The organism is Bradyrhizobium sp. CCBAU 11386 (assembly GCF_028128955.1).
GTDB lineage: Bacteria > Pseudomonadota > Alphaproteobacteria > Rhizobiales > Xanthobacteraceae > Bradyrhizobium.
The window spans coordinates 1-9,020 of sequence record NZ_LBKA01000142.1 but is presented as its reverse complement, the minus strand read 5'-3'; the positions used below and the strand labels follow the sequence as shown (position 1 = coordinate 9,020).

The window sequence follows — 9,020 nt, the reverse complement described above, 5'->3', positions numbered from 1 at the left end:
ATAGAGCCTTTTCACACAGCCTGGGCCACAAGGAGACAATCGTCGTCGCTCCTGTATTCGCAAATGTCAGGTCCGCTGACGCGCCGCAGAAAAGGAGGATCGGAGCTATCACCACTCTTCGCATTTCGAATTCGGAGGCGGGTGACATAGCCGACGTCAAGAAATAGGTCTAATCTGCGCAATGCTCAGGGAATTTTCAATTCTTGCCTGGAGCTGGATCATGATCAAAACGCCACTCGCAATTGCTGCTACGGCCGCGGCGGGACTTTCATTCGCGCAACCGGCGTTGGGACAATCTAACGACGAGAAGCTTGGCACGGTGCATTTCGAGACATCCTGCAAATCGGATGCGCAGAAGTTATTCGATCGCGGAATGCTCTATCAACATTCGTTCTGGTACCGCGCGTCCCAAAGAGTATTTGAGGATGTGCTGAAGGCTGATCCCGAATGCGGCATCGCTTATTGGGGTATCGCGCTTAGTCTATTATGGAATCCCCACGTCCCTGCGCCTGCGAAGAATCTCGCCGAGGGTTCCGCCGTGCTGGCGACGGCAAAGACCGTCGGCGCCAAGACCCAGCGCGAACGCGACTACCTCGATGCGCTCAGCGCCATGTATGCCGACTACGAAAAAGTCGATCACCGTACGCGCATGCAAGCCTACACCAAGGGTATGGAACAACTAGCACAGCGCTATCCAGACGATGACGAAGCGCAGATCTATTATGCGCTCGCCCTAAACACCTCGGCTTTGCCGTCCGACAAAACATACGCGAACCAGCTCAAAGGGGCGGCGATCCTGGAGCCGATCGCAATACGCCAGCCACAACATCCCGGCGTCGCGCATTACCTGATTCATCTTTATGACTATCCGCCGATCGCTGAGAAAGGCCTGGAGGCCGCCCGACGCTATGCCAGGGTCGCGCCAGCGTCAGCGCATGCCCAGCATATGCCGTCGCACATCTTCACGCGCGTCGGCTATTGGAAGGAGTCGATTGCCTCCAACGTCGAATCGTCGCGTGTCGCGAACGCGGACAAAGAGGGTCACGATCAGCTGCACGCCATGGATTACCTAGTCTACGCCTATCTACAACTCGGGCAGGACGAGAAGGCCGCAGCCGTTATCGGGGAGATGAACGCGGTCACCGGGTTCACCGAGACTTTCATCGCTGGGCCATACGCGCTGGCCGCTTCGCCGGCACGCTACGCGGTGGAGCGCGGCGATTGGAAGGCCGCCGCGGCGCTTCAAGTCCGTGCCAGCCCGCTGGCTCACGTGCAGGCGGTCACCCATTTCGCGCGAGCGCTAGGCGCAGCCCGCTCGGGCAATCCTGAAGCCGCTAAGGCAGATATCGCCAAGCTCGCCGAGTTGCGGGACAAGCTGCGAGATGCGAAGGATGCTTATTGGTCGGAGCAGGTAGACATTCAGCGGCAGGTCGCTACCGCCTGGATGCTCTATGCCGAGGGCAAGCGCGACGACGCGCTGAAAGTGATGAGCGCAGCCGCCGATTCTGAAGACAAGACCGAGAAGCATCCGGTGACGCCGGGCGTACCCAAGCCGGCTCGCGAACTCTATGGTGTCATGCTGCTCGATAGCGGTAACGCCAGGGACGCGCTCGTCGCCTTTGAAGCGACGCTGAAGAAGGAGCCAAACCGGCTAGGCGCCTACGTGGGCGCGGCGAAGGCCGCCGAAAAGTCCGGTGAGTCCGCCAAGGCACACGAGTATTACAGCAAGGTCGTTGCGATCGCCGATGCTGCGGATAATACCCGGACCGAGGTTACCGACGCGCGCGCGTTTCTGACGAAGCGCTGAGGGGCTGCAGCGATATTACGGGAGCATATCGTGAGAGCATTCTTTCTGCCTATCGTTCTGATTGCTCTCGCGACCCCGGCTGTCGCTCAATCACTTCAGGTCATCGGATACTCCGGCTATCTCGGCGAGTGGGAGTTGACCGCCACCGTCACGGAAACGGCTTCCGGCCCTATAAAGGAATACTCCGGGCCATTAACGATGAAGCACGTCGGCGTATGCATTCAAGATGGTCCGGAGGAGAAGACCGGTGAAATGCGTTTTCAGATATCGGCGTCATCACCCCAATTGAATGCGACATTGTCCGTTGCGGGGGTCGAATGCACCTACAGCGGACAACTGTCAGACTCCTATACTGGCATCATGAACTGCTCCGATCGACAGGCAGTTCCTCTCAAGCTGTGGTTGAAATAGCTGCCGTGCCCAGAAACATTCCCTCCTGGAGAACAGGCGCCGTCAGCTGTGGGTCATTTGCGACCGACATGGGTTATCCGCTCCATGTCCGATCGATCCCCGATAGCGACCGAACGGCGGACGCGCCCAGACCATGCGGGTGGTAGCAGAGCAGCGCGAGATCGGCGAGCACGGCATCACTTTAGGGCGCGGGCTCTTAAGTCCGATCAGCCGGCGAAAGCATGCCACTCCCAGAGCCTTCACAAGCCTAAGCCGGAAGCCAGTCTTGATATGCGTCAATCTGTCGGAGCGCAAAGCGGCTAGTAGTAAAGCCTTTCTAGCCAGCGTCGGAGCGCGACATGGTAAAGTGTGGTTGGTTGATAATTGCCGGCCTTACCGCTGCTTTCGCTGCCGCGGCTCAGGCTGAAGACCTCGACATCGGCAAGTCAGAATTTCAGTCTTCGTGCGCGAGTTGTCATGGCGCGGATGCAAAGGGCAAAGGACCGGTCAGCGACCAGCTCAAGATCCCGCCTCCCGATTTGACGGTGTTGGCCAAGAACAACAACGGGGTCTTTCCCACGAACGCTGTCTATGAAACCATAGATGGATCGAAAACAATTCCCGCTCACGGCACTCGTGAGATGCCAATTTGGGGGGAACGATTCAACCCCATTGTCAACTTGCCTCACTATGTTGATCCGTCTTATTGGAAGATGGCCGGGCCGGAGCAAAGCCCCGAAGTCGTCGTGCGAAAACGCATCCTCGCTGTTGTCGATTATCTCAGCCGCGTTCAGCAAAAGTAGCAACCGACGAGCATAAGATTACTTGCCCATCCCGCTTAGCGCCCGCTAAAGCGGAAAAAGTTTGCTTGCGCCACAACCGGCGAAGCAGCTGCACCACCAACCAGCCCGATGAACTCCCGCCGCCTCATATTGCCTCGTGATGCGCCCGGGAGTCTTACTGCCCTGCTTGCCAAACCGTGATGTCCGAAGCGGGTCGAGGCCGACATCTGCCCGGCCCGATGCCGTGCCTTCTTTGGGGTCAAAACGCGAAAAACTCAACGTGAGCAAGCTCAGTCCGCTATGCCCCATTGAACGGACCTCAATGAGGCGTGCTACCACTTCGCTGATGGGCCATAAGCGGTCGTGAGCAGTGTGACCCGGGCCAGTCAATCCTTGTCGCCCCAATCGCTGGCCGCTACGATGAGGCCGGCCATCGCGACCGCGTCGCTATCGCGGGTGCACGCTGGGATTTGTGAGGCCGGAGCAACATCATGACCAGAGGCGTGGCAGTTCTGGGGTCAGCGGTCTTTTTTCTGATTGCCCCCACGACGGTCGCCGGTGTCGTGCCGTGGTGGATTTCGCAATGGCGTCTGCAAGCGCCGTTCTTCGATCTCCAGCTTATCCGATGGTTCGGCGTGGTTCTGATCCTGCTCGGCATTCCGGTGTTGGTCGAAACCTTCACACGATTTGCGCTGCAAGGCGGCGGCACGCCAGCGCCGGTCGCACCAACGCAACATTTGGTGATCACCGGCCCCAATCGTTATGTCCGCAATCCGATCTATCTTGCCCTAGTGGCGATTGTACTTGGCCAAGGACTGATCCTCGGAAACGCAAGGCTTCTGGTCTACGGCGCGCTACTGTGGATCGGCTTCCACATCTTCGTTCTGGCTTATGAGGAGCCGACGCTGCGTAGGACATTTGGAGCGGAATACGACACCTATTGCGCCAACGTGTCGCGCTGGTTGCCACGCTTGCCCGGCTCTACGTCGGCGTCGTCCTGATCGAGCGCGAGTGCGAGTGCGAGTGCCGCGGCCATCGTCGCCGGATCGTGGGCGTTGTGTACGATCACATGTGCCAGCAGCAGTGTGACGAGCGCATCGGCTACGCGGCGGGGTTACGACCGGGCAACATGTCCCAGATCGGGGCGCGTAGCGCCTATCTCGCATTGCGGGATTTCGATCCGGCTAATGTCTCTTGTGGGTCAGACGCGGCGCCATAAAACTCGGCGAGAAGGTCCGCTTGTCGGCCGCGAGCAGACGAGGGACCACTGGCGAACGAATGTTCCGCAGCGTAAACTGGCAACATCAGCCCTCCAGAGGCTGGACATAAATTTGGGGAGAACGCTGAGATGTCCCGTAACCATGCCATAGGATTATCGTTTGCGGCCGCCATGTTGCTCAGTACCGGCTTTAGTGCTGGGCACGCGAAGCCATTTATGATCGTGGGGCTGGACGAGAAGCTTCTGTGGGACGACAGCGGCAAGCCCGTTCTTTCAGCAGCCGGCAAGGATCAGGTTCTCATCGTCGATCTCGCCTCTCCTGAAACCCCCAAGATCGTTGCTGCCCTGCCGCTGAAGAACTCGGTGGTCGGACCGCCCGTGAACGTTGCGATCGATCCCAGCGGAACGATCGCGCTGGTCGCCGACTCCGTCGATGTCGTCAAGGACGGAGACGCGCTGAAACAGATGCTCGACAATAAGATCTACGTCGTAGACTTGCAGGCCGATCCGCCCAAGCTGGCCGCGACGCTCACTGGCGGGAAGCAGCCGTCCGGGCTCAGCTTCAGTCCAGATGGCAAGATGGCGCTCGTCGCCAATCGCGGAGACAATTCGATCAGCGTCCTCTCCGTGAATGGCACGGACGTGAAGATTACGGACACCGTTGCGATGCCGGACAGTCCGTCGCACGTGACGTTCACGCCGGATGGTAAGCGAGCCCTGGTCGCCCGCTTTCCTGCTCACAAGATCTCAATGCTGGACATCGCAGGCGACAAGGTGACGTACAACAAGATTGACCTGCCGGCCGGCCAGTGGCCCTACAATGTCGCGACCGCACCCGGCGGGAAAATCGCGCTGACCTCGGACAACGGCAACGCAGGTGCCTCCGATGGAAGTGTGGACACCACGAGCGTCATCGATCTGGAGAGCAATCCGCCGCGCATCATTGATCGCGTGGTGGTGGGCGACGGTCCCGAGGGTCTTGCAATCAGTCCCAAGGGCGACGTCGCGGTTGCCGTGATTCTGCGCGGCTCCAACATGAAGAACGCATACTTCTACGAAAAGAACGGCAGCATCACGGTGCTGAAGATTGATGGGAAGAAAGTGAGCAAGATACAAGATATCGAGGTCGGTGGGCTGCCGGAGGCCGCGGTATTCAGTCCTGACGGCAAATACCTTCTCGTCGGCAACTATCTGACACAGGACTTCTCGATACTGAAGGTAGATGGCACGAACGTAACGGATACCGGCAAGCGCTTCCAGGTGCCGGGACATCCCGCCTCGGCCAGGATGGGGCCGTAGCTTGTCTTGCACCCATTGTCTGGCGCTCAGAAGTCGAAGGCCCGCTCCAAATCGGGCCTTCATTCTGTAATCAGAAGATTGGCAATTGCCTTTCAGTGGCCGGGCCAAGACCGCGAACGGCGTCACATGCTTGCCCCTGACCGCTACGGGTCAAATCGGCCCTCTCATCGCTTGAATTGAACGCAAGTACGTCTCCAATCATCTGAAAGCGGACGCAGGATGAGGGGCTCAGGGCTCAAAATGACCAACCTCACGAGTTGAGGAGGTCAACATGACCGATATCCTGAGCGACCTGCCGTTTCGAAACACAGTCCGTGGAACAAGGGCAAGATCGTCGGCGCGAAGCCGCCGCTCCGTCCGAAGCACGTCTGGTCAATCCGAACCAAGCTCCAAGTCGAAGGCCGAATGGTAAGCGTCGTTCCGCTCCCACCTTCTCGCGGCACATGGGATAGGCGAGTTTCACGATCTCTTTGAAGGGATCGGCTTGTGTCTATGCTTGACCATACGCTTAAGTCGGACGTGACGGCGCGCCGGCTGGAAGTGATCACGGAGACGGGACGACGTCGTTGGTTCTCCAAGGACGACAAGGCCCGGATTGTCGAGGAGACGCTGGTACCAGGCGCGGTCGTTTCCGAGATTGCCCGGCGACACGGGCTGACCCCACAACAAGTGTTCACTTGGCGCCGGCAAGCCCGCCAGTTGCCGGCGCCGATGGCTGACGATCCGCCGTTTGTACCGGCGGTGGTAGACGCCGTGGTACCGGCCGTGGCTGTTGGCCATGAGCGCAAGACAGCGCGACGCAAGGCCAAGCCGGATGTCGGGGGCATCGAGATCGAGGCCGAAGGCGTCACGATCCGGGTCGGCCGAGGCGCGGACGTGGCGATGATTGCGGCCATCGTCCATGCGCTGAAGGCAAGCCGGTGATCGGCCCGTCCGGAACTGTCCGGGTGATGGTGGCAACCAAGCCGGTCGACTTCCGCAAGGGAATGGAGGGGCTTGCTATGTTGGTACGCGAGCACATGAAGGCCGATCCGTTCTCGGGGGCTGTTTATGTGTTCCGTGCCAAGCGGGCGGATCGGATCAAGCTGATCTTCTGGGATGGTACGGGTTTGTGCCTGTTCGCCAAGCGGCTCGAGGAAGGCGTCTTCCGCTGGCCGAAGATCGAGGATGGCGTGATGCGTTTGTCGGCGGCAGAATTGTCGGCGCTGCTCGAAGGACTCGATTGGCGGCGTGTCCACGCAGCACGGGAGACGGTCGTCTCGACGCAAGCCGGATAATTGTGTGCCGCGCTGCGGCGAAGTGAATCAGGGGCATCGAGCACGTCGTCAGGCGCGCGCAAATATGCTCTTGTTTTGCCTGTGAGCGATAACCTTCCTGATGATCCCGAGACGCTGAAGGCGATGCTGCTGGCCGAGCGGCACGAGAGCGAGCGGCTGCGCCAGATCATCAAGGAGCTGCAGCGTCATCGCTTTGGCCGGAAGGCAGAGTCGCTTCCCGAAGAGCAGATGCTGCTCGGTCTCGAGGACGTCCAACAGGTTGCTGCCTGTACGGAAGCCAGCCAAGACGAGACAGCTCCGGAAGGCCGGGCGGAGCGCGCACGCAAGCGCCGCAACAATCGCGGAGCACTACCGGCACATCTGCCGCGGATCGAGGTCGTGCTCGACCTCGACGCCAAGACCTGTCCCTGCTGCAAGGGCGACCTGCACCAGATCGGCGAAGACAAGAGCGAGCGGCTGGACATGGTGCCGGCGCAGTTCCGCGTTGTCGTCACCCGACGTCCCAAATACGCCTGCCGAGCCTGCGAAGATGGCGTCCTGCAGGCCGAGGCTCCGGCCCGGTTGATCGAGGGCGGACTGCCGACGGAGGCCACCGTCGCCCAGGTTCTGGTGTCCAAATATGCCGATCATCTGCCGCTCTACCGGCAGGCCCAGATCTATGCCCGCCAGGGCATCGCTCTCGATCGATCGACACTGGCGGACTGGGTTGGGCATGCCGCCTTCCATCTGCGCCCGCTGCATGAGCGCCTTCTCACGGTGCTTCGAGCGAGGTCCAAGCTGTTCGCCGACGAGACGACGGTACCGGTGCTCGATCCCGGTCGAGGGCGCACCAAGACCGGCCAGCTCTGGGCCTATGCCGCCGACGACAGGCCCTGGGCGGGCCTCGATCCGCCCGGCATCGCCTATGTCTATGCACCCGACCGCAAAGCCGAGCGGCTGTTCAGCCATCTTGCCGGCTTCAAGGGCGTCCTGCAGGTCGATGGCTACAACGCCTACCCAAAGCTTGCCGAACGTGGCGAGGTCGAGCTCGCCTTCTGCTGGGTGCACATGCGGCGCAACTTCTACGAACTCGCGACAGCCGGCCCCGCTCCGATCGCGAGCGAGGCGCTGAAGCACATCGCCGCATTCTATGGGATCGAGAAGGAGATCCGCGGCCGCAGCGCGGAGGAGCGTCGCCTCGTGCGGCAGCAGAAGAGCCGACCACTGGCCAATGCCTTCGAGGTATGGCTGCGCGCCAAGCTGGCTCTCATCAGCCAGAAGATCAAGCTCGCCGAGGCCATCCGCTACGCCCTCTCGCGCTGGCAAGGCTTAACGCGCTTCATCGATGACGGCCGCATCGAACTCGACAACAATACCGTCGAACGATCAATCCGTGGTATCAAGCTCAGTCGCAAGAATGCGCTGTTTGCCGGATCCGACGGTGGTGCCGAACACTGGGCTGTCGTCGCGTCCCTGGTCGAGACTTGCAAGCTCAACGACGTAGATCCGCTCGCTTATCTCACCGACGTCCTGACCAGGATCGTCAACGGGCATCCAAACCGCGACATCGACCAGCTACTGCCCTGGGCCTACCGTGCTCAAGCCCTCAAAGCCGTGGCCTGAGAACGACGCTTACGCCGAATGCGCGATCTGGCGCTGTTCAACGTCGCCATCGACAGCAAGCTGCGCGGCTGCGACGTCGTAGCCTTGAAAGTCGATGACCTTGCGCCAGGCGGATATGCGGCCGACCGCGCGACCGTCCGACAAAAGAAGACCGGGCGCCCCGTCAAATTCGAACTGACGGAATCGACCCGGCAGGCAATTGATGATTACCTGCGGATTACTGGTAAAAAGTCAGGAGAATACCTGTTCACTGGCCGGCGGCGGAGTGGTCATATGACGACCCGCCAGTATGCCCGACTGCTATCCCAGTGGATCGCTGACATCGGACTGGACCCGCACCTGTTCGGGACGCATTCCCTTCGCCGGACCAAGGTGACCTTGATCTATCGCCGAACTGGCAACCTGCGAGCCGTACAGCTCCTTCTGGGGCACACGAAAATCGAGAGTACCGTTCGATATCTCGGCATCGAAGTCGACGACGCCCTCGCGATAGCAGAACAAGTTGACGTCTGACTTCGGGGGCAGAGCAGACGTGCTCTGCGCTGCCCTCACAGACGGCTCCGGGCCCAGGCTGTGTGAAAAGGCTCTGTTTGCTGTGATTCGCGCGATAAGATTCCCCGCGATTTGCGGGGCATCCGATGAAG

The 9,020-nt window shown here is 60.2% G+C and carries 9 protein-coding genes and 1 pseudogene; all 10 read left to right on the top strand.

What is annotated here, in order from left to right; genetic code table 11:
* Nucleotides 1-220: 220 nt before the first annotated feature.
* On the top strand, nt 221-1,807 hold the full coding sequence (locus XI09_RS09350) for a hypothetical protein (RefSeq protein WP_271566579.1): 1,587 nt from the start codon (nt 221-223) through the stop codon (nt 1,805-1,807).
* A 30-nt stretch (nt 1,808-1,837) separates the two neighbouring features.
* Nucleotides 1,838-2,218: a hypothetical protein gene (locus XI09_RS09345; RefSeq protein WP_271566578.1), complete on the top strand. Its 381-nt coding sequence runs from the start codon at nt 1,838-1,840 to the stop codon at nt 2,216-2,218.
* A gap of 338 nt (nt 2,219-2,556) precedes the next feature.
* A complete protein-coding gene (locus XI09_RS09340; protein WP_011090283.1) occupies nt 2,557-3,000 on the top strand; it encodes a c-type cytochrome in 444 nt (147 codons plus the stop codon).
* A 470-nt stretch (nt 3,001-3,470) separates the two neighbouring features.
* A complete protein-coding gene (locus tag XI09_RS09335) occupies nt 3,471-3,980 on the top strand; it encodes a methyltransferase family protein (RefSeq protein WP_271566577.1) in 510 nt (169 codons plus the stop codon).
* Between the two features lie 347 nt (nt 3,981-4,327).
* Nucleotides 4,328-5,497, top strand: a complete 1,170-nt coding sequence (locus XI09_RS09330) for a lactonase family protein (RefSeq protein ID WP_271566576.1) — start codon at nt 4,328-4,330, stop codon at nt 5,495-5,497.
* Between the two features lie 330 nt (nt 5,498-5,827).
* Nucleotides 5,828-5,902, top strand: a pseudogene (locus tag XI09_RS09325) (tyrosine-type recombinase/integrase); the annotation flags it as partial.
* 87 nt (nt 5,903-5,989) lie between these two features.
* On the top strand, nt 5,990-6,421 hold the full coding sequence (gene tnpA, locus XI09_RS09320) for an IS66-like element accessory protein TnpA (RefSeq protein WP_271566575.1): 432 nt from the start codon (nt 5,990-5,992) through the stop codon (nt 6,419-6,421).
* Nucleotides 6,418-6,774: an IS66 family insertion sequence element accessory protein TnpB gene (tnpB, locus tag XI09_RS09315; protein ID WP_271566574.1), complete on the top strand. Its 357-nt coding sequence runs from the start codon at nt 6,418-6,420 to the stop codon at nt 6,772-6,774. The genes tnpA and tnpB overlap by 4 nt, the downstream gene beginning before the upstream one ends.
* Nucleotides 6,775-6,897: 123 nt before the next feature.
* Complete coding sequence (tnpC, locus tag XI09_RS09310) at nt 6,898-8,376, top strand: IS66 family transposase (RefSeq protein WP_271566580.1); 1,479 nt, start codon at nt 6,898-6,900, stop codon at nt 8,374-8,376.
* Nucleotides 8,377-8,394: 18 nt separating this feature from the next.
* Nucleotides 8,395-8,889, top strand: coding sequence for a tyrosine-type recombinase/integrase (locus XI09_RS09305; protein ID WP_271566573.1), 495 nt, complete (start codon nt 8,395-8,397; stop codon nt 8,887-8,889).
* Nucleotides 8,890-9,020 lie beyond the last annotated feature (131 nt).